The organism is Burkholderia sp. Z1 (assembly GCF_014893795.1).
GTDB lineage: Bacteria > Pseudomonadota > Gammaproteobacteria > Burkholderiales > Burkholderiaceae > Burkholderia > Burkholderia theae.
Genome location: NZ_JACFYL010000001.1, coordinates 1,015,808 through 1,041,957 on the forward strand (window position 1 = coordinate 1,015,808; position 26,150 = coordinate 1,041,957).

The 26,150-nt window shown below is 65.2% G+C and carries 23 protein-coding genes and 1 tRNA gene; 17 read left to right on the top strand and 7 right to left on the bottom strand.

The window, feature by feature from the left end; all coding sequences use genetic code 11:
• The first annotated feature begins 411 nt into the window (after positions 1-411).
• From H3H55_RS04660 to H3H55_RS04675, 4 genes are all read left to right on the top strand, one after another.
• Positions 412-1,659 carry an ABC transporter substrate-binding protein gene (locus tag H3H55_RS04660; RefSeq protein ID WP_193097827.1) on the top strand — a complete coding sequence of 416 codons (1,248 nt, stop codon included), beginning with the start codon at positions 412-414 and terminating at the stop codon, positions 1,657-1,659.
• A 138-nt stretch (positions 1,660-1,797) separates the two neighbouring features.
• Complete coding sequence (locus tag H3H55_RS04665) at positions 1,798-2,736, top strand: carbohydrate ABC transporter permease (RefSeq protein WP_129513944.1); 939 nt, start codon at positions 1,798-1,800, stop codon at positions 2,734-2,736.
• Positions 2,726-3,583: a carbohydrate ABC transporter permease gene (locus tag H3H55_RS04670; protein ID WP_048243129.1), complete on the top strand. Its 858-nt coding sequence runs from the start codon at positions 2,726-2,728 to the stop codon at positions 3,581-3,583. Before H3H55_RS04665 ends, H3H55_RS04670 begins: the two co-directional genes overlap by 11 nt.
• A gap of 112 nt (positions 3,584-3,695) precedes the next feature.
• Positions 3,696-4,814, top strand: a complete 1,119-nt coding sequence (locus H3H55_RS04675; RefSeq protein ID WP_193097828.1) for an ABC transporter ATP-binding protein — start codon at positions 3,696-3,698, stop codon at positions 4,812-4,814.
• 98 nt (positions 4,815-4,912) lie between these two features.
• Here the strand turns inward: H3H55_RS04675 and H3H55_RS04680 are convergent, their stop codons facing one another.
• The 3 genes from H3H55_RS04680 to trxB form a co-directional block, all read right to left on the bottom strand.
• The gene (locus H3H55_RS04680) at positions 4,913-5,536 is read right to left on the bottom strand and encodes a trimeric intracellular cation channel family protein (protein ID WP_048243127.1); all 624 of its coding nucleotides are present in this window, start codon (positions 5,534-5,536) and stop codon (positions 4,913-4,915) included.
• The gene (locus H3H55_RS04685) at positions 5,523-6,302 is read right to left on the bottom strand and encodes a Smr/MutS family protein (protein ID WP_129513946.1); all 780 of its coding nucleotides are present in this window, start codon (positions 6,300-6,302) and stop codon (positions 5,523-5,525) included. The genes H3H55_RS04680 and H3H55_RS04685 overlap by 14 nt, the downstream gene beginning before the upstream one ends.
• Before the next feature lie 136 nt (positions 6,303-6,438).
• On the bottom strand, positions 6,439-7,401 hold the full coding sequence (gene trxB / locus H3H55_RS04690; protein WP_193097829.1) for a thioredoxin-disulfide reductase: 963 nt from the start codon (positions 7,399-7,401) through the stop codon (positions 6,439-6,441).
• A 394-nt stretch (positions 7,402-7,795) separates the two neighbouring features.
• Between trxB and H3H55_RS04695 the strand changes: the two genes are divergently transcribed.
• From H3H55_RS04695 to H3H55_RS04705, 3 genes are all read left to right on the top strand, one after another.
• Positions 7,796-10,105: a DNA translocase FtsK gene (locus tag H3H55_RS04695; protein ID WP_193097830.1), complete on the top strand. Its 2,310-nt coding sequence runs from the start codon at positions 7,796-7,798 to the stop codon at positions 10,103-10,105.
• Positions 10,106-10,151: 46 nt separating this feature from the next.
• Positions 10,152-10,841 (top strand): outer membrane lipoprotein chaperone LolA, encoded by a 690-nt coding sequence (gene lolA, locus H3H55_RS04700; protein ID WP_193097831.1) that lies wholly within the window; start codon positions 10,152-10,154, stop codon positions 10,839-10,841.
• A gap of 177 nt (positions 10,842-11,018) precedes the next feature.
• A complete protein-coding gene (locus H3H55_RS04705; protein WP_048243122.1) occupies positions 11,019-12,329 on the top strand; it encodes a replication-associated recombination protein A in 1,311 nt (436 codons plus the stop codon).
• Positions 12,330-12,368: 39 nt separating this feature from the next.
• Here the strand turns inward: H3H55_RS04705 and H3H55_RS04710 are convergent, their stop codons facing one another.
• Entirely contained in the window at positions 12,369-12,638 is a 270-nt protein-coding gene (locus tag H3H55_RS04710; RefSeq protein ID WP_129513951.1) for a DUF2164 domain-containing protein, read from the bottom strand.
• Positions 12,639-12,883: 245 nt separating this feature from the next.
• Here H3H55_RS04710 and serS point away from each other — a divergent pair, with 245 nt between their 5' ends.
• Both serS and H3H55_RS04720 read left to right on the top strand, forming a co-directional pair.
• Positions 12,884-14,185: a serine--tRNA ligase gene (serS, locus tag H3H55_RS04715; protein ID WP_193097832.1), complete on the top strand. Its 1,302-nt coding sequence runs from the start codon at positions 12,884-12,886 to the stop codon at positions 14,183-14,185.
• Between the two features lie 116 nt (positions 14,186-14,301).
• A tRNA-Ser gene (locus H3H55_RS04720) sits at positions 14,302-14,392 on the top strand.
• A gap of 673 nt (positions 14,393-15,065) precedes the next feature.
• Here the strand turns inward: H3H55_RS04720 and H3H55_RS04725 are convergent.
• Together H3H55_RS04725 and H3H55_RS04730 are read right to left on the bottom strand one after the other, a co-directional pair.
• Positions 15,066-15,773 (bottom strand): TetR/AcrR family transcriptional regulator, encoded by a 708-nt coding sequence (locus H3H55_RS04725; protein ID WP_319022251.1) that lies wholly within the window; start codon positions 15,771-15,773, stop codon positions 15,066-15,068.
• Positions 15,774-15,845: 72 nt separating this feature from the next.
• Positions 15,846-17,039: an MFS transporter gene (locus tag H3H55_RS04730; protein ID WP_193097833.1), complete on the bottom strand. Its 1,194-nt coding sequence runs from the start codon at positions 17,037-17,039 to the stop codon at positions 15,846-15,848.
• A 349-nt stretch (positions 17,040-17,388) separates the two neighbouring features.
• On the opposite strand from H3H55_RS04730, the gene H3H55_RS04735 reads away from it, so the two are divergent.
• The 4 genes from H3H55_RS04735 to H3H55_RS04750 all read left to right on the top strand — a co-directional run bounded on the left by H3H55_RS04735 (position 17,389) and on the right by H3H55_RS04750 (position 21,554).
• A complete protein-coding gene (locus tag H3H55_RS04735; protein WP_193097834.1) occupies positions 17,389-17,823 on the top strand; it encodes a carboxymuconolactone decarboxylase family protein in 435 nt (144 codons plus the stop codon).
• 2 nt (positions 17,824-17,825) lie between these two features.
• Positions 17,826-18,776 (top strand): alpha/beta hydrolase, encoded by a 951-nt coding sequence (locus H3H55_RS04740; protein WP_193097835.1) that lies wholly within the window; start codon positions 17,826-17,828, stop codon positions 18,774-18,776.
• Positions 18,777-19,040: 264 nt separating this feature from the next.
• Complete coding sequence (locus H3H55_RS04745; RefSeq protein ID WP_319022252.1) at positions 19,041-19,877, top strand: phosphatase PAP2 family protein; 837 nt, start codon at positions 19,041-19,043, stop codon at positions 19,875-19,877.
• A 141-nt stretch (positions 19,878-20,018) separates the two neighbouring features.
• Positions 20,019-21,554, top strand: coding sequence for a methyl-accepting chemotaxis protein (locus tag H3H55_RS04750; protein ID WP_193097837.1), 1,536 nt, complete (start codon positions 20,019-20,021; stop codon positions 21,552-21,554).
• Between the two features lie 63 nt (positions 21,555-21,617).
• Here H3H55_RS04750 and H3H55_RS04755 read toward each other — a convergent pair whose 3' ends face one another.
• Complete coding sequence (locus H3H55_RS04755) at positions 21,618-22,778, bottom strand: alkane 1-monooxygenase (RefSeq protein ID WP_193097838.1); 1,161 nt, start codon at positions 22,776-22,778, stop codon at positions 21,618-21,620.
• A gap of 520 nt (positions 22,779-23,298) precedes the next feature.
• Between H3H55_RS04755 and H3H55_RS04760 the strand changes: the two genes are divergently transcribed.
• The 4 genes from H3H55_RS04760 (at position 23,299) to minE (ending at position 26,050) form a co-directional block, all read left to right on the top strand.
• The gene (locus H3H55_RS04760; protein ID WP_226799945.1) at positions 23,299-23,961 is read left to right on the top strand and encodes a GNAT family N-acetyltransferase; all 663 of its coding nucleotides are present in this window, start codon (positions 23,299-23,301) and stop codon (positions 23,959-23,961) included.
• A 169-nt stretch (positions 23,962-24,130) separates the two neighbouring features.
• Positions 24,131-24,910, top strand: coding sequence for a septum site-determining protein MinC (gene minC, locus H3H55_RS04765; RefSeq protein WP_129513957.1), 780 nt, complete (start codon positions 24,131-24,133; stop codon positions 24,908-24,910).
• Positions 24,911-24,967: 57 nt separating this feature from the next.
• A complete protein-coding gene (minD, locus tag H3H55_RS04770) occupies positions 24,968-25,783 on the top strand; it encodes a septum site-determining protein MinD (RefSeq protein WP_048243115.1) in 816 nt (271 codons plus the stop codon).
• Between the two features lie 12 nt (positions 25,784-25,795).
• A complete protein-coding gene (gene minE, locus H3H55_RS04775; protein WP_006486661.1) occupies positions 25,796-26,050 on the top strand; it encodes a cell division topological specificity factor MinE in 255 nt (84 codons plus the stop codon).
• Positions 26,051-26,150: the final 100 nt, after the last annotated feature.

Sequence of the window (26,150 nt, forward strand, 5' to 3'; positions counted from 1 at the left end):
GGTGCTGGGAAGCGATCCGTAGTGCGATAAAAATATTTTTGACACTGAATTGTAGTTTAACTACAATTCGCCGCAAGGGGTAGCACCTGGGCGAAGAAAAAAAGAAGTGCGGTCGATGAACTGCGCGAGCTTCGTCTTCGGGAGCGCCTTGTGCCGAATGTTATCGGACATTGATGGCGCGCATCGTTCGCGCACCGTCGGCCCCGGGCTCGCGTCGCAGCATCGCGGCGGGCCAGAAACACAAAGAGGAGACACGCCGTTGAATCTCGATTCACGCTTTCTGTAAGAGCCCGGCCGGTCATCGGCCCGTACGCTGCATGCGTCCCGCGGCTCGATTTCCCCGTCGTTATCAAGAAGCCGGTTCCCGGTCAGGGAACCTCACGAGTTGATTCAGTCTGGAGGAGATAAGTAATGAAAGTTCGCTCGATCATGGGTGCGCTCTGCGCGGCAGGTCTGATGGCTGGCGCCGTGGCGGCGCAGGCAGCCGAGAATGTAACGGTGCTGCACTGGTGGACCTCGGGCGGCGAGTCGAAGGCCGTCGGCGTGCTGAAGGACGACCTGCAGAAGCAGGGCTACGTGTGGAAGGACTTCGCGGTCGCGGGCGGCGCGGGTGCCGCGGCGATGACGGCGCTGAAGACCAAGGTGATCAGCGGCGACGCACCGTCGGCCGCGCAGATCAAGGGCCCGCTGATCCAGGACTGGGCCGACCAGGGCGTGCTCGTCAACATCGATTCCGCCGCCGGCGACTGGAAGCAGAACCTGCCGCCGGAAATCGACAAGATCATCAAGTACAAGGGCCACACCGTTGCCGCGCCGTTCTCGGTGCACCGCGTGAACTGGCTGTACATCAACAAGGCCGCGCTCGACAAGATCGGCGCGAAAGTGCCGACCACCTGGCCTGAATTCTTCGCGGTGGCCGACAAGCTGAAGGCCGCGGGCATCCAGCCGGTCGCGATGGGCGGCCAGCCGTGGCAGGACCTGACGCTGTGGGAAGACGTCGTGCTGTCGCAGGGCCCGGCGTTCTACAAGAAGGCGCTGGTCGACCTCGACCAGGCGACGCTGACGTCGCCGCAGATGCTGTCCGTGTTCGACACGGTGCGCAAGATCCAGGGCTACTTCGATACCGGCCGCAACGGCCGTGACTGGAACCTCGCGACCGCGATGGTGATCAACGGCAAGGCCGGCATGCAGTTCATGGGCGACTGGGCGAAGGGCGAGTTCGAGAACGCGGGCAAGAAGGCGGGCAAGGACTACATCTGCGCGGCGGTGCCGGGCACCGCGAATTCGTACACGTTCAACGTCGATTCGTTCGTGTTCTTCCAGCAGAAGGGCGAGAAGGCCGCGACGGCGGGCCAGCTCGCGCTCGCGAAGACGATCATGACGCCGGACTTCCAGGAGCAGTTCAGCCTGCTGAAGGGCTCGGTGCCGGTGCGCCTCGGCGTGAAGATGGACAAGTTCGACGACTGCGCGAAGAAGTCGTATGCCGACGAGCAGACCGCGATCAAGTCGGGCGGCTTCGTGCCGTCGCTCGCGCACGGGATGGCGCAGAGCGACGCGACCGCCGGCGCGATCACGGACGTCGTGACGAAGTTCATGAACTCGCAGCAGGATTCGAAGAGCGCGGTCGCCGCGCTCGCGAAGGCCGCGAAGGTCAAGTAACACGCGACAGGCGCCCGGCCGGAAGCGCTTCATCGGCCGGGCGTTTTTGCATGTGCAGCAAACGGGCTCGCCCGCGAGCCCGTGCCGTAACCGGCGCCGGCCCGGCCTGCGCCGCCCTCGTTCCAGGAGTCGAATCAAGTGGCTGCCCCTCTTAGCGGAAACGGATCCGGCGCTCCCGCCGCGCGGCGTACATCGCCGATGTCGGCCTTCGCCGATCGCTGGATTCCGAAGCTCGTGCTTGCGCCGAGCGTCGCGATTGCCGTGGTGTTCATCTACGGCTTCATCCTGATTACCGGCTATCTGTCGCTGACCAACTCGCGGCTGTTGCCGAACTACGAATTCGACGGCTTCGGCCGTTACTCGGACCTGTTCCAGAACGATGTGTGGTGGACCTCCGCCGCGAACCTCGGCTGGTTCGGGATTCCGTTCATCGCGGTCTGCGTCGCGCTCGGGCTGTTCCTCGCGATCCTGCTCGACCAGCGGATCCGCAACGAAGGCGCGCTGCGCGCGATCTTCCTGTACCCGATGGCGCTGTCGTTCATCGTCACCGGCACCGCGTGGCAGTGGATCCTGAACCCGGGCCTCGGCCTCGAGAAGGTGATGCACGACTGGGGCTGGACGAGTTTCTCGTTTGACTGGCTCGGCGATCCGGACAAGGCGATCTTCTGTGTGGTGATCGCGGCCGTCTGGCAGTCGACCGGGTTCGTGATGGCGCTGTTCCTCGCGGGGCTGCGCGGCGTCGATGCCGAGATCTTCAAGGCCGCGCAGGTCGACGGCGCGACGCTGCCGACCATCTACCGCAAGATCGTGATCCCGAGCATGCGCCCGGTGTTCTTCTCGGTGCTGCTGATCCTGTGCCACATCACGATCAAGACCTTCGACCTGGTCGTCGCGCTGACGGCGGGCGGCCCGGGCACGTCGTCTTCGCTGCCGGCGATGTTCATGTATACGTTTTCGTTCAACCGCGGCCAGCTCGGGCTCGGCGCGGCGTCGTCGGTGATGATGCTCGCGACCGTGGTCGCGGTGCTGGTGCCGCTGATGTATATGGAATCGAGGAGCACCCGCAATGCAGCCTAAGATGACGATCAGCCGGGCAGTGATCTATGCGGCGCTGATCCTGTTCGCGCTGTATTTCCTGTTCCCGATCTACGTGATGCTGTCGACGTCGTTCAAGGATCTCGACCAGCTGCGCACCGGCAACCTGCTGACGCCGCCCACCAGCTGGACCATCGATCCGTGGGTGAAGGCATGGAGCGGCGCGTGTACCGGCGTGCGCTGCGACGGGATGAAGCCGTTCTTCCTGAACTCGCTGCAGATGGTGATCCCGGCCGTGCTGATCTCGTCGCTGATCGGCGCGTTCAACGGCTACGTGCTCACGCACTGGCGCTTTCGCGGCGCGGACGCGCTGTTCACGATGATGCTGGTCGGCTGCTTCATCCCGTTCCAGGTGATCCTGCTGCCGATGGCGCGCCTGCAGGGGATGCTCGGTCTCGCCAACACGATTCCCGGCCTCGTGTTCGTGCACGTCGTGTACGGGATCGCGTTCACGACGATGTTCTTCCGCAACTTCTACGTGAGCGTGCCGTCCGAGCTCGTGAAGGCCGCGCGCATCGACGGCGCGGGCTTCTTCACGATCTTCACGAAGATCCTGCTGCCCGTGTCGCTGCCGATCTTCATGGTGTGCCTGATCTGGCAATTCACGCAGATCTGGAACGACTTCCTGTTCGGGATCGTGTTTTCCGGCGTCGATTCGATGCCGATCACGGTTGCGCTGAACAACCTCGTCAACACGTCGACGGGCGTGAAGGAATACAACGTCGACATGGCCGGCGCGATCATCGCCGCGCTGCCGACGCTGCTCGTCTACATCGTCGCCGGCCGCTACTTCGTGCGCGGGCTGACGGCGGGCGCGGTGAAGGGGTAAGCGCGGTTTCATCCGAGACGACGAACCGGCCGCGCACGTCGCGCGGCGCATCGAAACGAACCCGACGCGGCGCCGCAGTGCGCCGCGCGAGACGAGACAGAGGATTCACAGCATGGCAAGCCTTTCCATCCGTGACGTGTACAAGACCTACCCGAACGGGGTGCCGGTCCTGAAGGGTGTCGACATCGAGATCGAGGACGGACAGTTCCTGATCCTGGTCGGCGGTTCGGGCTGCGGGAAATCGACGCTGCTCAACATGATCGCCGGGCTCGAGACGGTCACGAGCGGCGAGATCTGCATCGACGGCAAGGTCGTCAACGACCTGTCGCCGAAGGATCGCGACATCGCGATGGTGTTCCAGTCGTACGCGCTGTATCCGTCGATGACGGTGCGCGAGAACATCTCGTTCGGGCTGAACATCCGCAAGGTGCCGAAGCACGAGCAGCAGCAGATCGTCGACCGCGTGTCGCAGATGCTGCAGATCCAGCATCTGCTCGATCGCAAGCCGGGCCAGCTGTCGGGCGGCCAGCGTCAGCGCGTCGCGATGGGCCGCGCGCTCGCACGCGATCCGTCGCTGTTCCTGTTCGACGAGCCGCTGTCGAACCTCGACGCGAAGCTGCGTATCGAGATGCGCGCGGAAATCAAGCTGCTGCACCAGCGCCTCGGCACGACGATCGTCTACGTGACGCACGACCAGATCGAGGCGATGACGCTCGGCGACCGGATCGCGGTGATGAAGGACGGCGTCGTCCAGCAGTTCGGCGCGCCGCAGGAGATCTACGATTCGCCGTCGAACCTGTTCGTCGCGGGTTTCATCGGCGCGCCGCCGATGAACTTCATCAACGGCAAGCTGGTCGAGCAGGGCAGCGGGATCGCGCTCGAGATCGACACGGGCCTCGCGCGCGGCGCGCTGACGCTGCCGTTCGACGCGAAGCGGATGAACGGCCACGTCGGCCGCGAGGTGATCCTCGGCCTGCGCCCGGAGCGCATCACCGATGCGCGCAACGCGCACCACGGCGAGGCGTCGAAGCTGCAGCCGATCGACGTGCGCGTCGACGTGACCGAGCCGACCGGGCCGGACACGCACGTGTTCGCGCAGGTGAACGGCAAGCGGATCGTCAGCCGTGTGCATCCGGCCGCGAACCCGCAGCCGGGGCAGACGCAGTCGCTGCTGTTCGACGTGTCGAAGGCCGTGCTGTTCGATCCGGCGTCGGAAGAGCGGATCGCGTGATGCGGCGTTCGCGCTGAATGAAAGACAAGGGGCCGTGTTGAACGGCCCCTTTTGTTTTGGCGCGGTGGTTGACGCTGCCGCTGTCGATGCCGCGGCAGTCAGTGCGGCAGCCGCACGTCGAACTTGAATGTCGCCAGCCGTGCGGCGAGGATGAAGCCGGTCGCGAGCAGCACGCTGTACACCGAGTCGAACTGCAGCCACACGAGCAGCAGGTAGAACCAGCAGCCGACGAACGCACAGGTCGCGTACGGCCGCGAATCGCGCAGGATCAGCGGGATGTCGTTGCACAGCACGTCGCGGACGATCCCGCCGACCACGCCCGTGATCACGCCCATCATCACCGCGATGAAGCGCGGCATTTCGGCGTCGAGCGCGATCGCCGTGCCCGAGATGCTGAAGATGCCGAGCCCGATCGCGTCGGCTACCAGCAGCAAGCGCTCGGCCGACAGTCGCGACAGCATCCGCAGCACGAACGGCGCGAACAGCGCGAGCACGAAGATCACGATCACGTAGTCGTCGTGCACGACCCAGTAGAACGGCCGGCGCTCGAGCAGGATGTCGCGCAGCGTGCCGCCGCCGAACGCGGTGGCGAGTGCGACGACGAAGGTGCCGACCGAGTCGAGGCGGTTCTTGCGCGCCTCGATGAAGCCCGAAATCGCGAACGCCAGCGTGGCGATCGCCTCCAGTATCGCGATCGCGAGCGTCAGCCTAGGATGCGGCACGCGGCCCCCGGTCGGCGGGGCCCGCGAGCGGTTGCAGCAGCACGAGCACCGCGCCCGCGCCGCCGTCGTTGCCGCGCGCCTCGCAGAACGCGATCACTTCTTCCTTCTGCACGAGCCACGCGCGCACCTTGCCCTTCAGCACGGGCTCCTTGCCGATCGAGCCGAGCCCCTTGCCGTGGATCACGCGCAGGCAGCGCAGCCCCTTCTTGCCGGCGTCGCGGATGAATTCGGCGAGCGCGTCGCGCGCCTCGTCGCGACGCATCCCGTGCAGGTCGAGCTGCGCCTGCACGATCCACGCGCCGCTGCGCAGCCGGCGCACCACGTCGCGGCTGATGCCGGGGCGGTGGTAATACAGCGAGTCGTCGCTGTCGAGCAGCGTCTCGGGGTCGAATTCGTCGGACAGCGTCGCGTTCAGCACGTCTTCCTCGTCGCGCTGCGTCTGCTTCGGCACCGGGTCGGGCGGCATCCGGCCCGCCGCCGCGCGCGGCGGCGCGTTCAGCGGCTGGATCGTGCCGATTTCGTTGCGGAACAGGTTCGCGTCGGCCTCGGCCTTGCGCTCGGCCTTCGCGGTTTCGACGCGCGTGCGTTCGCGGCGCTCGGCTTCGCCTTTCAGGTTCGCGCGCAGCGCGCCGAGGCCGGCGAGGCCCTGGCCGCGCAATGCGGCCGGATCGGGCGCGGGCGGCGGGGCGGCCGGCGCGGGGTTCGCGGGACGGGCAGCGATCTTCCGCTTCGCGGGATCGCTCGGGTGAGGCTGGTTCTTCGCCATGATTCGGTACGCTGGACAGGCGCGCTCGGGCGCGCGGGCAAAAAAAAGCCGCTGCGCGACGGCAGCGGCTTTCCGGTCAAGCCCGCTTCGCGGCAGCGGACGCCATTGTAGCGTCCGGCGCGGCAGGGCTCGCGGCTTACTTCTTGTCGTGCAGGCTTTCGAGGTAGCGCTGCGCGTCGAGCGCGGCCATGCAGCCCGTGCCCGCGCTCGTGATCGCCTGGCGATACACGTTGTCCTGCACGTCGCCCGCGGCGAACACGCCCGCGACGCTCGTCGACGTCGCATTGCCGTGCAGGCCGCTCTTCGTCAGGATGTAGCCGTCCTTCATCTCGAGCTGGCCCTGGAACAGGTCGGTGTTCGGCTTGTGGCCGATCGCGACGAACACGCCCTGCACGTTGAGGTCTTCCGTCGCGCCGGTCTTCACGTTCTTGATGCGCAGGCCGGTGACGCCCGAATCCGCGCCCGTCACTTCGTCGAGCACGTGATCCCACTTGATCACGACGGCGCCTTCCTTTTCCTTCTCCAGCAGGCGGTCGATCAGGATCGGCTCCGCGCGGAACTTGTCGCGGCGATGGATCACCGTGACCTTCTTCGCGATGCCCGTCAGGTAGAGCGCTTCCTCGACGGCCGTGTTGCCGCCGCCGATCACCGCGACTTCCTGGCCGCGATAGAAGAAGCCGTCGCAGGTCGCGCAGGCCGACACGCCCTTGCCCATGAACGCTTCCTCGGACGGCAGGCCGAGATACTGCGCGGATGCGCCGGTCGCGATGATCAGCGAGTCGCACGTGTATTCGCCCGAGTCGCCGATCAGGCGGATCGGCTGCTCGTGCAGTTTCGCGGTGTGGATGTGGTCGAAGACGATTTCGGTGTTGAAGCGCTCGGCGTGCTCGAGGAAGCGCGCCATCAGCTCCGGACCCTGCACGCCTTGCGCGTCTGCCGGCCAGTTTTCGACGTCGGTCGTGGTCATCAGCTGGCCGCCCTGCGCGATGCCGGTGATCAGCACCGGGGACAGGTTGGCGCGAGCCGCGTAGACGGCGGCCGTGTAGCCGGCGGGGCCGGAACCGAGAATCAGGACTTTGGCGTGTTTGGGCGTGGACATGTGCGAATCCGTAAGAGACGGCCGCGGCGGGCGGGGTAGGGCTCGCCGTACGGCCCGGGTTGACCGGGATGCCGTCATAGATGGGTATCAGACGCGCATTATAAAGGCCCCGTTGCTGCGCTGCCGAACGAGAGTTTCAATCGCGGCGATAGCGTTTCGCGGCGAGCCTGCCGCGCCGGCGCGGCGCGAAGGGAGGCCGGCGGCGCCCGGCGGCGCGTTGCCGCACGCCCCCGCAACGGCACGGCAGGCCCGATTTCACCGCTCGCGGCGGCCGGTTCGGCCTCCCGGCCCTGTTATGTAACCGTCATTTACACTTGACGGCCCGGTGCAGCGTTTACAATAAGCGGGATCGAACGACAGGCGGGCGCACGGCCCGTCCTCTTTATACGGATTCATGGCAAAAGCTCCTTATTCCGCCCAGGCACAGGCGTTGCCGCACCGGATGTCGAAGCTCCTCACGGAGATCCGCTGGATTCTCCAGGTCGCGCTCTGCGCATTTCTGGTGATGGCCCTGCTGAGCTACAGCCGGCGCGATCCGAGCTGGACGCACGCCGCGCAGGTGGACCACATCTCCAACTGGGCCGGCCGCGTCGGTGCGTGGACGGCCGACATCATCCTGCTGCTGTTCGGCCTGTCGGCCTATTGGCTGATCGTGCCGCTCGGGCGGCGCATCGCGGTCAACTACCGCCGCATCACGCGCCACGAGGCGATTCCCGACGAACCCGAGCGGCCGATCGGCTGGCTCACCGAAATCTTCTCGTTCGTGCTCGTCGTGCTGGCGTGCGACGGCATCGAGGCGCTGCGCATGTGGTCGCTGAAGGTGCAGTTGCCGCGCGCGCCGGGCGGGGTCGTCGGCGAGGCCGTCGCGGGCGCGATGTCGCACGCGTTCGGCTTCACGGGCGGCACGTTGCTGCTGCTGATCGCGCTCGCGATCGGCCTGTCGCTGTATTTCCGCTTCTCCTGGCTGTCGGTTGCCGAGCGCGTCGGTGGCGCGATCCTGTCCGCCGTCAACGTCGCGAAGCTGCGCCGCGAGGCCGAGCGCGACCGCAAGCTTGGCGAGGCCGCGGCCGTGCGCCGCGAAGGCAAGGTCGAGGAGGAGCGCGTGCGCATCGAGGATCACGAGCCCGTGACGATCGTGCCGCCGGTCGTCACGCCGGCGAAGTCCGAGCGCGTCGAGCGCGAGCGCCAGGTGCCGCTCTTCACCGACCTGCCGGGCGATTCGACGCTGCCGCCGGTGTCGCTGCTCGATCCCGCGCCGAAGACGCAGGAGGCGATTTCCGCGGATACGCTCGAATTCACGTCGCGCCTGATCGAGAAGAAGCTGAAGGACTTCGGCGTCGAGGCGAGCGTCGTCGCCGCGTATCCGGGCCCGGTCGTCACGCGCTACGAGATCGAGCCGGCCACCGGCGTGAAGGGCAGCCAGATCGTCAACCTCGCGAAGGATCTTGCACGCTCGCTGTCGCTCGTGTCGATCCGCGTCGTCGAGACGATCCCCGGCAAGAACTACATGGCGCTCGAGTTGCCGAACCAGCGCCGCCAGACGGTGCACCTGTCCGAGATCATCGGTTCCGAGGTGTACGCGGCCGCGTCGTCGGCGTTGACGCTGAGCCTCGGCAAGGACATCGGCGGCAAGCCCGTGTGCGCGGATCTCGCGAAGATGCCGCACCTGCTCGTCGCCGGCACGACCGGCTCGGGCAAGTCGGTCGGGATCAACGCGATGATCCTGTCGCTGCTGTACAAGGCGACCGCCGAGCAGGTGCGCCTGATCCTGATCGATCCGAAGATGCTCGAAATGAGCGTCTACGAAGGCATTCCGCACCTGCTGTGCCCGGTCGTCACCGACATGCGCCAGGCCGGCCATGCGCTGAACTGGACGGTCGCGGAGATGGAGCGCCGCTACAAGCTGATGAGCAAGCTCGGCGTGCGCAACCTCGCGGGCTACAACAACAAGATCGACGATGCGGCGAAGCGCGAGGAGAAGATCCCGAATCCGTTCAGCCTGACGCCGGACGATCCGGAACCGCTCGGCCGCCTGCCGAACATCGTCGTCGTGATCGACGAGCTGGCCGACCTGATGATGGTCGTCGGCAAGAAGGTCGAGGAACTGATCGCACGGATCGCGCAGAAGGCGCGCGCGGCCGGCATCCACCTGATCCTCGCGACGCAGCGTCCGTCCGTCGACGTGATCACGGGCCTGATCAAGGCGAACGTGCCGACGCGGATCGCGTTCCAGGTGTCGTCGAAGATCGACTCGCGCACGATTCTCGACCAGATGGGCGCCGAATCGCTGCTCGGGATGGGCGACATGCTGTACCTGCCGCCGGGCAGCGGGCTGCCCGTGCGCGTGCACGGCGCGTTCGTCGGCGACGACGAAGTGCACCGCGTCGTCGACAAGCTCAAGGAGCAGGGCGAGCCGAACTACGTCGAGGGCCTGCTCGAAGGCGGCACCGCCGACGGCGACGAGGGCTCGGCCGGCGCGGGAACCGGCGAAGGCGGCGGCGAGTCTGATCCGCTGTACGACCAGGCGGTCGAGATCGTCATCAAGAATCGCCGCGCGTCGATCTCGCTCGTGCAGCGTCATCTGCGGATCGGCTATAACCGCGCGGCGCGGCTGCTCGAACAGATGGAACAGTCGGGGCTCGTGTCGGCGATGTCGTCGAGCGGCAACCGCGAAATTCTTGTGCCGGCGCGCGACGCGGAATGAGTCCGCGGCGCCCGCAGCGCCAGCCACCCACGGAGAAAACCGCATCATGCAGCAACTTTCGTTCGTTTCTTCCCTTCGTTCGACGCGGCGCTGGCTCGGCGCGGCGTTCGCCGGCGCATCGCTGATGCTCGCGGCGACGCATGCGTTCGCGGGCGGCACCGAACAGCTGAAGGCCTTCGTGTCGCAGGTGCGTTCGGCGAAGGGCGACTTCACGCAGCAGATCGTCAAGGCGCCGTCCAAGGGCGCGAGCGCCGTGCAGGCCATGCCGAAGCCGACCGACAATTCGAGCGGCACGTTCGTGTTCGCACGGCCGGGCAAGTTCATCTGGACGTACCAGAAGCCGTACCAGCAGGTGCTGCAGGCCGACGGCGACAAGCTCTACGTGTATGACCGCGACCTGAACCAGGTCACCGAGCGCAAGCTGAACGGCGCGCTGGGCGCGAGCCCCGCCGCGATCCTGTTCGGCAGCAACGACCTCGACAAGAACTACACGCTGCGCGATGCCGGCGAGAAGGGCGGCATCGAGTGGCTCGAGATGCTGCCGAAGGCGCAGGACACGCAGTTCCAGCGGATCGGCATCGGCTTCAAGAATGGCACGCTCGCCGCGATGGAGCTGCACGACGTGTTCGGCAACGTCACGCTGCTGACGTTTACGAACATCCAGACGAATCCGCCGCTGAAGGGCGATACGTTCAAGTTCGTCGTGCCGAAGGGTGCGGACGTGATCACCGGCTGACCGGCGCCGCGCGCCGCGTTTTTCGCAACGGGCCTGCCGGCGACGGCAGGCCCGTGTTGTTTCTGGGCGCGGGCACCAGGCGCGGGCATCGGGCGCGGCGACGCCGTCGCGCGGCTGTCATAATGTCGGGTCCGGCGGCCCGTTCGGCCGCGACCGTTTGATGTGGAGCGAGGGTTCATGTCCGATCTGTTTCAAGTCGAGCCGCGCCGGCCGCTCGCCGAGGCGCTGCGGCCGAAGACGCTCGCCGAGGTGATCGGCCAGACGCATTTGCTGGGCGAAGGCAAGCCGCTGCGGCTCGCGTTCGAATCGGGCAAACCGCATTCGATGATTCTGTGGGGGCCGCCCGGCGTCGGCAAGACGACGCTCGCGCGGCTCACCGCGCTCGCGTTCGACTGCGAGTTCATTGCGCTGTCCGCGGTGCTCGGCGGCGTGAAGGACATCCGCGAGTCGATGGAGCAGGCGAAGGACACGCTGAACCGCACCGGCCGCCACACGATCCTGTTCGTCGACGAGATCCACCGCTTCAACAAGGGGCAGCAGGATGCGTTGCTGCCGTTCGTCGAGTCGGGGCTCGTGACCTTCATCGGCGCGACGACCGAGAACCCGAGCTTCGAGGTCAACTCCGCATTGCTGTCGCGTGCGCAGGTCTATGTGCTGAAGTCGCTGAACGACGACGAGATGCGCCAGTTGCTGAAGCGTGCGCAGGAAATCGCGCTCGACGGCCTCGCGTTCGACGACAAGGCGATCGATACGCTGGTCGGCTACGCGGACGGCGATGCGCGGCGCTTCCTGAACCTGCTCGAGCAGGCGCAAACGGCGGCGGCGTCGGCCGGCGTCGCGACGATCGACGGTGATTTCGTCAGCAGCGCGATGACGCTGAATGCGCGGCGCTTCGACAAGGGCGGCGACAACTTCTACGACCAGATCTCGGCGCTGCACAAGTCGGTGCGCGGTTCGAGCCCGGACGGCGCGCTGTACTGGTTCTGCCGGATGATCGACGGCGGCGCGGATCCGAAGTATCTCGCGCGGCGGATCGTGCGGATGGCATGGGAAGACATCGGTCTCGCCGATCCGCGCGCGCTGCAGATGGCGAACGACGCGGCCGAAACCTACGAGCGGCTCGGCTCGCCGGAAGGCGAGCTCGCGCTCGGGCAGGCGGTGATCTATCTCGCGTGCGCGGCGAAGAGCAATGCGGGTTACAACGCGTTCAACCAGGCGATGGCGTTCGTGAAGCAGGACAAGTCGCGCGAGGTGCCCGTGCATCTGCGCAACGCGCCGACCAAGCTGATGAAGGAACTCGGCTACGGTCACGCGTACCGTTACGCGCACGACGAGCCGAATGCGTACGCGGCCGGCGAAACCTACCTGCCGGACGGGATGCGCGAGCCGCACTGGTACAAGCCGGTGCCGCGCGGGCTCGAATCGAAGATCGCCGACAAGCTCACGTGGCTGCGCGAACTCGATCGCGAGGCCGGCAAGAAGGACTGACGAGCGACGCGCGGCCCGGCCGGCGCCGTGCCGGATGCGTCAGCGCTTGCGGGCCGGCTGCTGTTTCTTCCAGTACTCGAACGGCTCCTCGTGGCATTCGATGTCGAGCTCGGCGACCCGCGCATGCAGGCGTTCCTGCGCGTCGGCGATCGCGAGGTTGTAGATCGCGGGCGCGATCTCCTCGACGAAGAAGTGCAGCAGCGCGCCGGCCTGGATGTTGCCGATCGGCTCGTCCATGTTTTCCGTGAAATAACGTTGCAGCGACGCGATTGCGCGGTCGCGTACATCCTTGTCCAGTTCGATGGCCATCGGGTTCCTTGAAGGGCGGTGACGCGAAAGCGAGGGCGTCGAGTGTCGCGTTGCGTGCTGCCGTTGCGGGTGTTCCGCCGCCCGCAGCGGTTTGGCACAATTGATGCACCGGCTGCCCATGCGAGCCGGCATGACGATACTGCCACGCCCGGCCGTTTTCCGGCATCGTCCGTCAGGCTGACGCGTTGGCGGCCGCGCGGTGCGTTAGAATTCCCGTCTTACACAACGATTTTCCAAGTCCTCCCATGCTCGACATCCAGTTGCTGCGCAAAGACCTCGACGGCGTCGCGAAGCGCCTCGCCGATCGCGGCTACACCCTCGACATCGCCGCGTTCTCCGCGCTCGAAGCGGAACGCCGCGCGATCCAGACCCGTACCGAAGAGCTCCAGGCACGCCGCAACAGCCTGTCGAAGCAGATCGGCGCGATGAAGGGGAAGGGCGAGGACACGTCGGCCGTGATGGCCGAGGTCGGCGGGATCGGCGACGAAATGAAGGCCGGGGAAGCCAAGCTCGGCGACATCCAGGCGCGCCTGTCCGACCTGATGCTCGGCATGCCGAACGTCGCGCATGAAAGCGTGCCGGTCGGCAAGGACGAAGCCGACAACGTCGAGGCGCGCCGCTGGGGCACGCCGCGCCAGTTCGATTTCGAGGTGAAGGATCACGTCGATGTCGGCACGCCGCTCGGCCTCGATTTCGAGACGGGCGCGAAGCTTGCTGGCGCGCGCTTCACGATGCTGCGCGGCCCGATCGCACGCCTGCACCGCGCACTCGCGCAGTTCATGATCGACACGCACACGCTGCAGCACGGCTACACCGAGACGTACACGCCGTACATCGTGAACCCGGACATCCTCTACGGCACGGGCCAGCTGCCGAAGTTCGCGGACGACATGTTCCGTGTCGAGAAGGGCGGCGCCGAGAACACGGTCACGCAATACCTGATCTCCACGTCGGAGATCTCGCTGACGAACACCGTGCGCGAATCGATCGTCGAAGGCTCCGCGCTGCCGATCAAGCTGACCGCGCATTCCCCGTGCTTCCGCTCGGAAGCCGGTTCGTATGGCCGCGACACGCGCGGGATGATCCGCCAGCACCAGTTCGACAAGGTCGAGATGGTGCAGGTCGTCGCACCGGAAACGTCGTACGCGGCGCTCGACGAGATGGTCGGCCATGCGGAAGCGATCCTGCAGAAGCTCGGCCTGCCGTACCGCGTGATCACGCTGTGCACGGGCGACATGGGCTTCTCGGCCGCGAAGACGTTCGACCTCGAGGTGTGGCTGCCCGCGCAGAACACCTATCGCGAGATCTCGAGCTGCTCGAACACCGAGGCATTCCAGGCGCGCCGGATGCAGGCGCGCTTCCGCAATGCGCAGGGCAAGCCCGAGCTCGTGCATACGCTGAATGGTTCGGGTCTCGCGGTCGGCCGCACGCTCGTCGCGGTGCTGGAGAACTACCAGAACGCGGACGGTTCGGTCTCGGTGCCGGAGGCGCTGCGTCCGTACATGGGCGGCATCGAGCGGATCGACGCGCCTGCGCAGGCGTCGTGAAATCGGCTGGCGAAGCCCTCGCAAAAAAAATTGCGCGAAGGGCTTGTCAGCTCAGAAAAGATCGTTTTATAATCTTTTCTTTCCCGGACATGACCAACCGGGAAATGCAGTAAAACGGAGAGGTGGCAGAGTGGTCGAATGTACCTGACTCGAAATCAGGCGTACGGTTTCCCCGTACCGTGGGTTCGAATCCCACCCTCTCCGCCAGAATACGAAACCCCTTGATCCGGAAGGATCAAGGGGTTTTTCGTTTTGACTATCAAAACGACTCACAAGCAAAAACCGTTGCCTAAAGCACGCGCACGGTCGGTTGGTGGCGTGCGGGGCAGGCGACAAAAAAACTAACGAGTCTGGATCTTGGTGGCTTGGCTGGTTCGACGGGAGGGCGCTTGCCCCTTCGATCTTCACAAGGCGTTGTTCAGGCGTTCTAGCTTTTCCCGACATCTCTCGCGCGTACATCCGCTATCCGCCGGAGGCGTGTGCTCGTCCATTGAAGGTGCTTCCATGAAACTGGGTATTCCTCGTGGCATGGCGCAGCGGTTCGCGCGTGGACGTTTATTCGCTACCCCGGGTGCCTTGGCAGCGCTGCCGCAGGCTGACACGTCGCTATTCGACTTGGTGAGGCGGCATGCCACTGGGGATTGGGGGCCTCTCTATGACCGACGAGAGAACGAGTTGGCCATCGAGGCGGGGAGGCGCTTGATGTCGAGCGACACATTGACGACAAGGCTTCGCGTTTGGGTGATCGCTGAGGCTGATCGATCGGCAGACAGTCTGCGGGCTCGCAGGGGATTGCGTGGCGCCAGACGCTGTCCCGCAGCACCGCCAAGAAAGGCGCTATTTGGGACATTCACGCCCCTTCCGATGCCTAACAACACGTCTAAGGTCGTGCAAGATAGAAGCTCAAGAATATGTCGACGGCTTGTTGCACGACAAGATCTCGTTCCTGCTTCGTGAAGCGCTCATCTGAGCCAACGACACGTACCCAAAGCAGCGGTTCATCAATGAGCCCCAGAAATTGCCGCGCGGCCAGGGTCGGGTTTTTGACCATGATGAGCTTGCGCTTGGCCAGCGCCTCAAGGTAGTCAGCCACTGCGCCCATCGCTGGCGCCTTGCCTTTTTCGAAGAACGTTTTGGTCAACGCCGGAAAACGTGGCCCCTCTGCGATCACCATGCGCAGAAAGGCGATGGCCTCTGCTGGAATCCAAAAATCCGAGACGGCGCGTCCAAGGCGGGTCAGGCCGAGTCTGGGGTCGCGCAGCGACTCTTCATCGCGCGTGATATCGAACACAGGGAAGCTCGCCCAGATGCGCGCCGTCATGGCGTCGAACAGGTCTTCCTTGCTCTCGAACTGGTTGTACAGCGTGCGGCGTGCGGCGCCCGATTCAACGGCAACGCGGTCCATGCTGGTCCCTTCGTAGCCATGCTGAAGAAAGACACGCGTTGCGGCATCCAGTATCTGGTCGCGCTTGGTTGACGCTGCACCGCGCGGCCGGCGTGTGCCGTTGGGGCTGGGCGTGGCGGTCTTGCGTGATGGAGTGGAGGCTGCGCTTTCGCTATCGGAAGTGGGAGCGGTGTTCTTTCTCACAATGTCAGGTGCCGGAATCAAGATGACACCCGATTGTACGTTGCCGACTGCGCTACCTGTCCGGCTACGGCGCTACTGCCGGGTGACGGTGCGGCAGGCCAAAAGCATGCCGACCAGCCCCAGCAACGCAAAGCCGGCAATGCAGACACCTTGCCAGGCAGCCTTGTCCCACACGGCGGCCCCGATCGCCGAGCCAGCCGCGCCGCCCGCGAAAGTGCACACCATGTAGACCGTGTTCAGGCGTGCGCGGGCTGCGGGATCCAGGCGGAAAATGCGCGCCTGATTCGCAATCTGACCAGCCTGATTGCCGAAATCGAGCAGGTTCACCCCGAGCACAATCGCCAGCGCGGACGTATCACCCGCGACAAGGAATGCCAGAAAGGCAAAGTTGGCCGCTGCCACGGAGACCAGATTGACCACCGTCGGGCCAAATTTGTCCGACAAGCGACCGCACTGTGGTGCGATCAACGCTCCGGCCGCACCCCAAAGGCCGAAAAGCCCGGCTTGTGCCGGCCCGTAGTGAAACGGCGCTTGCGCAAGATGGAACGCCAGCGTCGCCCAGAACGCCGAGAATGCGCCAAACATCGCAGCGCCCAGACACGCCGAGAATCGAAGGTCGCGCCATTTCAGGAGTAGACCGGGTAGCGAGCCAATCAGCGCGCCGTATGCCATCGCATTGGTTTGCGGATGACTTGCCCGTACGGGAATGAACCTCGGCAGGATCCATATCAGCGAGCCAGTCAGGCCTCCCGCCACCCAGTAGGAAGTCCGCCAGGACCCACTGAGCTCTCCAATCGCCCCCGATACCGTACGTGACAAAAGGATGCCCAGAATGAGGCCCGTTTGCATGGTGGCCACTACGCGCCCCGAGCGCCCAGGCGGCGCAACGGCAACCGCAACAGGAATCAGCACCTGAGGGACGACCGTCGTCATGCTTACCAGCAACGACATCAGCGCCAGCAACTGCATTGATGCACTCAATGCTGCTCCGACCAGCGCAAGGCAGGTCAAGCAAAGCAGGATGCGAATGAGTTTTCTCGGATCCGCGCGATCTGCCAGGGGGACGACAGTAAGAATCCCGAGGGCGTAGCCGATCTGCGCAGCAGAGGCGACCAGACCCGCCGATGAAGAAGCGCCACCAAAACTTTGGGCCATGGCCGATAGCAGCGGTTGGCACAGATATACGTTGGCAACGGTGATCCCGCATGCTGCGGCCATCATCGGAATGGAGGTGTGCGGCGCGGTGGGTGAGTCGTTTTCTGGCATGGATGGTCGAGCAGGAGAGGCGACGTAACGCGTCATGGATCGAAATACAGTTCGGTCGATGAAGTGACGATCAGTTGGTTTGCCCTGACCGTGTGTCAGTGCTGAATTGCACTGTACAGTGCAATGCAAAATATGTCGATGGCATTGCCCCAACAATCCATCCCGAACCGCAGGACATGAAACCGATTACGCCCACGGCAAAGCTGAAGATGCAGAAATCCAAACGCACACGAAGCACGGGAGTTGGGGGCAACGGCCTTCTTCAAGCTCGACTGCTATTGACGGAAAATACACTGCACAGTACAGTGCAAAATATATGCACTGTACTGTGCAGTCCATGGAGCGCAGCATGTCCCGAAATTTATCTCCTGAACATCCATCGGCACCTCCGGCCGGCAGCCGCTTTGAACGAGGATGCGCCACCTTCGAGCATGTGTTCGGCCTGCCGGCCAAGACGTTCCTGGATGCATTGGCTGACGTATCGCCGGATTTCGCGCGCTACGTCATGGAATGGGAATTCGCAGATGTCTACAGCAGGCCGGCATTGAGCCTGCGTGAACGCGAATTGGTCGTTCTTGCAGCCTGCGCAGCACTTGGCGCCACCGGCCAAGGTCCGTTGCGACTACATGTGGGAGCAGCCCTGCGCTCTGGGCTCACTCAAGAGGCCATCGTTGAGACTTTCATTCAGGTCGGTTTTGCCGCCGGCATGCCGGCGGCTTTGCTGGCAATGCAAACAGCCAAGGATGCGTTTGCCACCGTGGCTTCTACTGAACCGAGTGCCTGACCATGGCGCTCGATCCTCTCATCGCCGAATTTCTCGCCAAACTTCCGCCCGTGGGCGGGCCCACCGCCTCACTGGATGCCCTGCGTACCGCCGGCGAAGTGCAATTGCGGCGCTTGCACGGCACGCCGGAATTCATCGCCGACGTTCGAACGTATAGCGTACTGAGCGGTGATGGCCATCCAATCCAGATTCGTGCCTATACACCGGTCACGTCGAATTCCGTGCCCTTGCCAGCCATCGTCTACGCACATGGCGGCGGTTGGTTCCGATGCTCGCTCGATCTGTACGACAACCCTTGCAGCGCGTTGGCTCACGCCACGGGCTGTGTCGTCCTGTCAGTCGACTATCGACTGGCACCCGAAAACAAGTTTCCGGTTCCCCTGCACGACTACTACACGGCCTTGTGCTGGGCCGCGAGTCATGCGGACGAGTTGGGGGTCGACCGCACCCGCCTGGTGGCGGGTGGCGATAGCTCGGGTGCCAACCTGGCTGCGGCGGCGACGTTGCGTGCGCGGGATGACGCGAGAGGCCCGGCCATTGCGCACCAACTGCTGCTGTATCCGCCTTTGGATTCGGCGATGTCGTCAACGTCCTATCGCGAGTTTGGCACGGGCTACTTCCTGACCCGCAGTACGATGGAGTTCTGCTGGTCCGCCTATCTGAACGACAAGGCGGATGGTGACTCGCAGTGGGCGTCCCCACTCAGAGCGGCAAGCCTGTCAAATCTCCCTTCCGCCACGATCCTGGTTTGCGAATACGACCCGCTTCGTGATGAGGGTGAAGCCTATGCCCGTCGTCTCGGCGAGGCTGGCGTCGCCACGGAGTGTCATCGTTTGGACGGCATGGTGCATGGCTGCATCCACATGCTGGGCGTGACGCCTGGAGCCCGTCGTTTGTTCGAGCTTGCAGGTAGCTCGTTGAGGCGTTCGTTGAATATCGCGGCGCAAGCATGATCATGCTATGTCGATCACCGTTGAAGCGGCAACAGGCCGGCTGTCGAAACCTCGAATCGTGCTGATACGATGGCGACGAACTTGCGCACACGATCGCGTCGCGCACTTCGATGCAGCCGCGCTGCATCGTGCAAATACAAAGACCCCATGACGAACCGAGTGTCGAAAGTCCTAACGGGCATTGCGCTGCTGACTGCGGTTATCGCAGCCTTGTGCATAGCCGGCGCGCACGCCGCAGGCATCACACTGGCACTCGGTAATGCAGTGTCTGTCGCGGGACTGACAGCCTGCGCTGCCATCGCCGTTGCGGCGGCACTGATCGCGTTGTCGCAAGCGCAGCGCTACCGCGAGCGCACACACGCGTGGCGCTTGCGCGAAGCGGCCTTCTCCATGCTGTGCATCGTGGCGATCGCCGCCCTCAGCCAGGCTGTCGTGATACTCGACTACCTGTGCGTCGCACTCGCGCCGCCGTCGATCGAGACTGACCTCGTCCGGTTCGATGCGTTGCTCGGCTTTCATTGGCTCGACCTGTATCGCTGGGTGAGCGCGCATGCCGAACTGCACCGTGTGCTCGAGTTCGCGTATCGCAGCAGCATCGTGCAGCTGATCGCCGTTCCGTTCATCCTCGCGACCACGCGGCGACATGACGATCTCGCCGAATTCATCACGCTGTTCGCATTCGCGCTGCTTGTCGCCGTTCTCGTGTCGACACCGTTCCCCGCACAAAGCGCATTCGTCCATTTCGGCATCACCGATCCGCACACCGCATCGACCGTGTCCCACTACGACCTGCTGCGCAGCGGGCAGCTTCGGCAATTCAACCTGTCCGAATCGCAGGGGCTCGTGTCGTTGCCGTCGTTCCACGTGATGCTGGCGCTGCTGCTCGCGTATGCGGTGCGGCATGTCCGTTTTGTGTTTCCCGCTGCGGTTGTGCTGAACGCCGCGATGATCGTGTCGACGCCGACGCAGGGCGGCCACTATCTGGCCGACGTGATCGCCGGAGTCGGGTTCGGTGTGCTGTCGATCGTCGTCGTGCGCCGCTGGATGGCGGGCTCGCGCACTGCCGCGACAACCGGGCCGCGCGCGACGCATCCGACCTGATTGGTCTGATCAATCTTTTTCGCGCGCGCCCGGTCTGCGCCGCTTTCCTCTGCTTTAAGCCCTTGAATCCCGCGCCGTTAACACGATGCGGTGGCCGGTATCCGTACCGTGCCGCGTCGCTCCCCGTCGATCCAAGGTCCCATGAAGCTGAGCTACAAGATTCCCCTCGCATTCGCCGTCGCACTGCTGCTGATGTTCGGTGGCGCGCTGTACGGTATCCACATCCTCAACCGGTCGATCGATACGTTCGCCGAAGACGTGCAGACGAACGTCGGCGACGAACGGCTCGTGTCGGCCACGCTCGTGCAGTTCAAGCTGCAAGTGCAGGAATGGAAGGACACGCTGCTGCGTGGCAAGCAGCCCGACAAGCTTGACCGGTACTGGCAGGCGTTCCAGACGCGCGAACGAACGGTCGACGCGCTCGCCGCGCAGCTCGTCCACCAGTTGCCGCCCGGCGACAGCCGCTCGCTCGTCGAGCAGTTCATGCGTGCGCACACGGCGATGGGCGACGGTTACCGGCGCGGCTTCGATGCGTTCAAGGCCGCCGGCTTCGAGCCGTCGGCCGGCGATGCGGCCGTGGCGGGTGTCGACCGTGAACCCGCCGCGCTGCTGGAGCTGGCCGCGAAGTCGATCGCCGACGAGAGCGCCGCCGTGTCGGCGCAGGCGAGCCGCGACGCGCAGCACGCGACCACGGCAAGCCTCGCGCTGATGCTGGTCGTGCTCGGCGTCGCGATGGTCGGCGCATTCCTGTTCAGCCGCGCGATCCTGCGTCCGCTCGATCGTGCGGTGGCGTGCGCGCAGGCCGTTGCCGGCGGCGACCTGACGCGCGACGTCGACGCGACCGGCCGCGACGAGATCGCCGATCTGCTGCGCGCGTTGCAGACGATGCAGGCGAGCCTGTCGGGCGTCGTGCTCGAGGTGCGTACGCATGCCGAAGCCGTCGCGACCGCGAGCGCGCAGATCGCGTCGGGCAATCACGATCTGTCGTCGCGCACCGAGGCGCAGGCCGCGTCGCTCGAGGAGACGGCCGCCAGCATGACCGAGCTCACCGGCATCGTGCGGCAGTCGGCCGAGCACGCGCAGCACGCGGCGCAACTCGCGCGCGACGCGTCGAATATTGCGTCCGCGGGCGGCGGCGTGATGACGGACGCCGTCGACACGATGAACGGCATCGCCGACAGCGCGGCGAAGGTCGGCGAGATCATCGCGGTGATCGACGGCATCGCGTTCCAGACCAACATCCTCGCGCTGAACGCGGCCGTCGAGGCGGCCCGCGCGGGTGAACAGGGGCGCGGCTTCGCGGTCGTTGCCGCGGAAGTGCGCACGCTCGCGCAGCGCAGCGCCGCTGCCGCGAAGGAGATCAAGGGGCTGATCGAGCAATCGACGCACCGGGTCGACGAGGGCGCCGTGCTGATCGGCCGCGCGGGCGAATCGATTCACGAGATCGTGGGCGCGGTGCAGCGGGTCACGACGATCGTCGGCGAGATCTCGTCCGCGGCGCAGGAGCAGAGCGGCGGCATCCAGCAGGTGAACATCGCGGTCACGCAGATGGACGAAGCGACCCAGCGCAACGCGGCGCTTGTCGAGCAGGCGTCCGCCGCGACGCAGGCGCTGGCCGAGCAGGCGAGCGCGCTGCGGCACGCGGTGGCCGTGTTCCGGCTGCCGGAAAGGGTGTGACGGTTGTCGGCGGTGCGAGACGTGGCGGGCAGGCGCTGCCCGCCACCGGTCAGCCCCCCGCGATCACGCCGCGGCCGGATACTGCGCGAGCACCCTGGCGCGGATCGACGGCTTGATGTTCGATTGCGCCATGTCGCCGCCGTAGTGCGCGACGACGCGCGGATTCATCACGCGATACCAGAGCGGTGGCACGTACGCGAACAGGATCATCGTCGCGTAACCGGCCGGCAGTTGCGGCGCATCGTCGAAGTGGCGCAGCGCCTGGTATGAGCGCGTCGGGTTCGCGTGATGGTCGGCGTGTCGCTGCAACTGGTACAGGAACAGGTTGGTGACGACGTGATTGCTGTTCCATGAGTGCTGCGGCGTGCAGCGCTCGTAGCGGCCGCTCGGCAGCTTGCGGCGGCCGAGCCCGTAGTGCTCGACGTAGTTCACGACTTCGAGCAGCGACGCGCCGTAGACGGCCTGGATCACGAGGAACGGGATCACGACCTTGCCGGCCACCGCGATTGCGATGCCCCACACGACGACGGTCATCGCCCACGCGTGCAGCACCTCGTTGCGCCAGGTCCACGGCGAGTGCCCGAGCCGTTCGAGGCGTGCCGTTTCGAGCCGCCAAGCCGAGCGGATACTGCCGGTCACGGTGCGCGGCAGGAACGCCCAGAACGACTCGCCGTAGCGCGCGCTGGCCGGATCCTCGGGCGTCGCGACGCGCACGTGGTGGCCACGGTTGTGCTCGACGTAGAAGTGACCGTACGCGACCGGCGCGAGCGTGATCTTCGCGAGCCAGCGTTCGAAGCGGTTCGTCTTGTGCCCGAGCTCGTGCGCGGTATTGATCGAGATGCCCGTCGCGGCGCCGAGCGACAGCGCAAAGCCGACATAGTCGTACCACGCGAGCGCATGAGTGCCGACGATCCACACGCACGCGAAGAACGCGACATATTCGACGAGTGTCGCGAGATAGACGATGTACCGGTAATAACGCTCCCGTTCGAGGTGCGGCACGACGGCCTCGGGCGGATTGTCGCGATCGTCGCCGATCAGCGTGTCGAGGATCGGGATCACGCCGAAGGCGAACAGCGGACCGAACCACCAGAACACGTGAAGACCCGTCGACAGCGCGAGCTGCGCGGAGAGGGTCGGCAGCGTGATCGTCAGCGCGCCGAGCAGCCACAGGTAACGCTTGCCATCCGACCAGCCCGAAGCCGATGCGTCGGTCATTGCCATTGTCTCCCTCCAGTCGGCCGGCCCGAGGGCGGCCGCATCCATGGTTGTTCGAATCCTCGTGGGTCCGCGACGCGCGCGCGGTGGCACCGGATCGTGGTCCGGTTCTGCCTGTTATACGACCCGTGCGCGCGCTTTCCAAACCCCGGCGCTAGGCGCGAGGCTCCAAACGGAGGGGCACGTGCGACGCGCACCGGGAAGGGCCGGTACGCGCCGATTGAAACATGCCGGGCAGGCCAGATCGGCCCGCGCGATCCCCGTGTTGATCAGATGATTGGCACGATGTGACGCGCACGGGCATCGGCCTCACGGGCTCGCAACGAATGTTGCGGCGCAATAACCGGAATGGGGCGGGTAGGGGCGGGGCACCTGTTTCGGCTACATATATTACGGATCATTACGACCTCCGGGACGAGGTGAGAAGCGATCCGAAACGCGCCTGCCGCGCATCGCAAGGCGGGCGGCGCGACGCGTCGAACGAAGCGGCCGCGACCGTCGTCCGGCGGCATGCATCGACACGGTAATGCTGCACCTGCACACCGACTGGCACACGCCGCCGCCGACAGTGCCTGCCGCCTTTCGATTCGCGCTGCCATTCGAAAATAACGATTTGACTCATACCCCGCTTTCGGTTGAAGCTAATAGCTTGCTGTCCGAAGGGGGCTGTGCCTGCATGAGTTCGACCTTGACCGTTCGTCGTATCGTTGCCAACCAGGGCAGCGTGTATCGCGAACTCCGCGCCGCATCGCTGCGTGAGCCCTACGCGCCCGGTGAAGCGCCGGAGGCCGAATTGCTGAACGTCGAAACGGACGCAGCGTCGGCGATTGCCGCGCAACGCGCCGTGTCCGACGAGTCGACGACTTTCCTGCTGTACACCGAAGGCCATCCGGCCGGCATGATCGGCGCGTACTTCGACAACACGCCCGATCGGCGCGCGTTCGTCAGCGAGCTATGGGTGGCGCACGCGGTGCGTCATCTGCGCGGCGGCGTGCTGTTGCTGGAGACGGCCACCGCATGGCTCGCCGAGCGCGGCGCCAGCGAGGTCTATGCATGGATCGCCGATGCGAACCGCAACGCGATCCGTTTCTACGAGCGTTCGGGGTTCGGCAACACCGGCGAACACGCGCCGATCGGGCGGATGCCCGGCGCGATGAAATCGCTGTTCGTGTCGCAGGTGAAGCACTGACGCCTCGTCAAAACGCGGGCCGCGCGGCGCGATGAACGCCTGCTCGCCCGCTTGCCCCCCCGCCTTCCGGTTGCCCGCCCGCCGGGGCCGCCGCAGCCCTGTGTCCCAAAAATAATGGCCGCGCGCGTGGACGCCTGTAAAATACGCAAAAAATTTTTGCAGAGTGTCCATGTCGCTTAAAAAATCGCCATTCTTCGAGCTGCGCAGCGGATCGGTCGATACGTTGTTGTTCACCGTGAAGACGACCGATCTCGATGCGTTGCGTACCGAACTGGTCAAGCGCTTCGAAGCGACTCCCGAGTTTTTCGCCGACGATGTCGTCGCGATCGACGTCCGCCGCCTGGCTGACGGCGAACGCGTCGCGCTCGCCGACATCCGCCAGATGCTGAACGACGTGCGGATGCGCCCGGTGGGCGTGGTCGCATTGGCAACGCAGGGTTGGGCGGGGGAAGCCGGCCTGCCGTTGCTGGAAGCGCGCGATCGCCGCACGCCGGCCGTGAAGCCGGCCGACGGCGCGGAACCGTCGCCGATCGCCGAGGCCGTCGTCGCTGCAGCCGCCGCGGTGGCGCCCGAGCAGGCGCCCGGGGCGGCGCCGGCGTCGAATCCGGCGGGCGGGCAGACGCTCGTGATCGACCGGCCGTTGCGTTCGGGGCAGCAGATTTACGCGAAAGGAGACCTCGTGGTGCTCGCGCCGGTCAGTCACGGCGCGGAGATCATCGCGGAAGGCAATATCCACATCTACGCGCCGTTGCGCGGCCGCGCACTCGCGGGCGTGCACGGCAATCACGACGCGCGCATCTTCTGCACGTGTCTCGAACCGGAACTGATTTCGATCGCGGGTATCTATCGAACAACCGAGAACCCGTTGCCCCCCGAAGTTCTGGGCAAATCGGTGCAGATCCGGCTCGAAGAGGAAAAACTGATGATCGAACCGCTGCGCCTGACGTAATTCACGCGGCGCTCCGGGTCGATCGGCTCTCATTGACGAACACAGGGTATTGGGTAAATGGCAAAAATCATCGTGGTGACCTCGGGCAAGGGCGGCGTGGGCAAGACGACGACGAGCGCGAGCTTTGCGTCCGGTATCGCGCTGCGCGGCCACAAGACGGCTGTGATCGACTTCGACGTCGGCCTGCGCAACCTCGATCTCATCATGGGCTGCGAGCGTCGCGTCGTGTACGACCTCGTGAACGTGATCCAGGGCGAAGCGAACCTGAACCAGGCGCTGATCAAGGACAAGAAGTGCGAGAACCTGTTCATCCTGCCGGCGTCGCAGACGCGCGACAAGGATGCGCTGACGCGCGACGGCGTCGAGAAGGTGCTGAACGACCTGGTCGCGATGGACTTCGAATACATCGTCTGCGATTCGCCGGCCGGTATCGAAGCCGGTGCGCTGCACGCGATGTACTTCGCCGACGAAGCGCTGATCGTCACGAACCCTGAAGTGTCGTCGGTGCGCGACTCGGACCGCATTCTCGGCATCCTGTCGTCGAAGACGAAGCGCGGGACCGAAGGCAAGGAGCCGATCAAGGAACACCTGCTGATCACGCGCTACAGCCCGAAGCGCGTGAGCGAAGGCGAGATGCTGTCGCTCGAGGACATCAGCGAGATCCTGCGCATCAAGCTGATCGGCGTGGTGCCCGAGTCCGAAGCCGTGCTGCACGCGTCGAACCAGGGCCTGCCGGCCGTGCACATCGACGGTACCGATGTCGCCGAAGCGTACAAGGACGTCGTTGCGCGCTTCCTCGGCGAAGACAAGCCGCTGCGCTTCACCGATTACCAGAAGCCGGGCCTGCTGCAGCGCCTCTTCGGCAGCAAGTAACGGAGGCCGCCCATGTCCATCCTTTCGTTTCTCCTCGGCGAGAAGAAGAAGTCCGCATCGGTCGCGAAGGAGCGCCTGCAGCTCATCATCGCGCACGAGCGGGTCGGCGGCCGGCCGCCGGCCGATTACCTGCCGGCGCTGCAGAAGGAGCTGGTCGCGGTCATCTCGAAGTACGTCCATATTTCGAACGATGACATCCGCGTGAGCCTCGAGCGCCAGGACGATCTCGAAGTCCTCGAAGTGAAGATCGAGATCCCGCAAGCCTGACCTTTGCCGGTATCCCTCCGCACGGCGGCCTCGGCCGCCGTGCGCGTCTTACGCCCTGTTGCACTTTCGGGCACGCCGTAACACAGCGTCTGTCGGCCGT

Bases quoted from the DNA above. Each gene is read 5' to 3' on its own strand.
- H3H55_RS04755 (WP_193097838.1), bottom strand. From the start codon at position 22,778: ATGGCAATGACCGACGCATCGGCTTCGGGCTGGTCGGATGGCAAGCGT.
- minD (WP_048243115.1), top strand. From the start codon at position 24,968: ATGGCAAAAATCATCGTGGTGACCTCGGGCAAGGGCGGCGTGGGCAAG.
- H3H55_RS04675 (WP_193097828.1), top strand. From the start codon at position 3,696: ATGGCAAGCCTTTCCATCCGTGACGTGTACAAGACCTACCCGAACGGG.
- H3H55_RS04660 (WP_193097827.1), top strand. From the start codon at position 412: ATGAAAGTTCGCTCGATCATGGGTGCGCTCTGCGCGGCAGGTCTGATG.
- H3H55_RS04705 (WP_048243122.1), top strand. From the start codon at position 11,019: ATGTCCGATCTGTTTCAAGTCGAGCCGCGCCGGCCGCTCGCCGAGGCG.
- serS (WP_193097832.1), top strand. From the start codon at position 12,884: ATGCTCGACATCCAGTTGCTGCGCAAAGACCTCGACGGCGTCGCGAAG.
- H3H55_RS04760 (WP_226799945.1), top strand. From the start codon at position 23,299: ATGCTGCACCTGCACACCGACTGGCACACGCCGCCGCCGACAGTGCCT.
- H3H55_RS04695 (WP_193097830.1), top strand. From the start codon at position 7,796: ATGGCAAAAGCTCCTTATTCCGCCCAGGCACAGGCGTTGCCGCACCGG.
- H3H55_RS04750 (WP_193097837.1), top strand. From the start codon at position 20,019: ATGAAGCTGAGCTACAAGATTCCCCTCGCATTCGCCGTCGCACTGCTG.
- minC (WP_129513957.1), top strand. From the start codon at position 24,131: ATGTCGCTTAAAAAATCGCCATTCTTCGAGCTGCGCAGCGGATCGGTC.
- H3H55_RS04685 (WP_129513946.1), bottom strand. From the start codon at position 6,302: ATGGCGAAGAACCAGCCTCACCCGAGCGATCCCGCGAAGCGGAAGATC.
- H3H55_RS04670 (WP_048243129.1), top strand. From the start codon at position 2,726: ATGCAGCCTAAGATGACGATCAGCCGGGCAGTGATCTATGCGGCGCTG.
- H3H55_RS04730 (WP_193097833.1), bottom strand. From the start codon at position 17,039: ATGCCAGAAAACGACTCACCCACCGCGCCGCACACCTCCATTCCGATG.
- trxB (WP_193097829.1), bottom strand. From the start codon at position 7,401: ATGTCCACGCCCAAACACGCCAAAGTCCTGATTCTCGGTTCCGGCCCC.
- H3H55_RS04740 (WP_193097835.1), top strand. From the start codon at position 17,826: ATGGCGCTCGATCCTCTCATCGCCGAATTTCTCGCCAAACTTCCGCCC.
- H3H55_RS04735 (WP_193097834.1), top strand. From the start codon at position 17,389: ATGTCCCGAAATTTATCTCCTGAACATCCATCGGCACCTCCGGCCGGC.
- lolA (WP_193097831.1), top strand. From the start codon at position 10,152: ATGCAGCAACTTTCGTTCGTTTCTTCCCTTCGTTCGACGCGGCGCTGG.
- minE (WP_006486661.1), top strand. From the start codon at position 25,796: ATGTCCATCCTTTCGTTTCTCCTCGGCGAGAAGAAGAAGTCCGCATCG.
- H3H55_RS04710 (WP_129513951.1), bottom strand. From the start codon at position 12,638: ATGGCCATCGAACTGGACAAGGATGTACGCGACCGCGCAATCGCGTCG.